Below are 377 nucleotides of genomic sequence, written 5' to 3'. Positions count from 1 at the left end.
CATGGATATCAACGGCTGGTTGGTTATCTGCAGCTGTTGAGAAGACTTGTGATTTAGAAGTTGGGATTGTTGTATTGCGATCAATGAGTTTAGTAAAGACACCACCCATTGTTTCGATACCAAGTGACAATGGCGTTACGTCAAGAAGAACGACATCTTTGACATCACCAGTGATAACACCACCTTGAATGGCAGCCCCCATAGCAACAACTTCATCTGGATTCACTGATTTATTTGGTTCTTTGCCAGTTTCAGCTTTAACAGCATCTACAACAGCTGGAATACGTGTTGAACCGCCGACTAAGATAACTTCATCAATTTCTGACAATGACAAACCAGCATCTGAAAGGGCTTGACGAACAGGAGTTTTAGTACGT

Annotated in this window: 1 protein-coding gene; it reads right to left on the bottom strand. The window is 42.2% G+C overall.

Annotated elements, in window-relative coordinates; translation table 11 throughout:
* On the bottom strand, nucleotides 1-377 hold a 377-nt coding region (locus tag FE851_RS25905), incomplete at both ends, for an Hsp70 family protein (protein ID WP_145206940.1).

This window comes from Sphingobium sp. B2 (assembly GCF_007693735.1).
Taxonomy (GTDB): domain Bacteria; phylum Pseudomonadota; class Alphaproteobacteria; order Sphingomonadales; family Sphingomonadaceae; genus Sphingobium; species Sphingobium xenophagum.
Note: the sequence above shows the minus strand (reverse complement) of the source record. Positions and strands in the feature narration are given on the sequence as shown.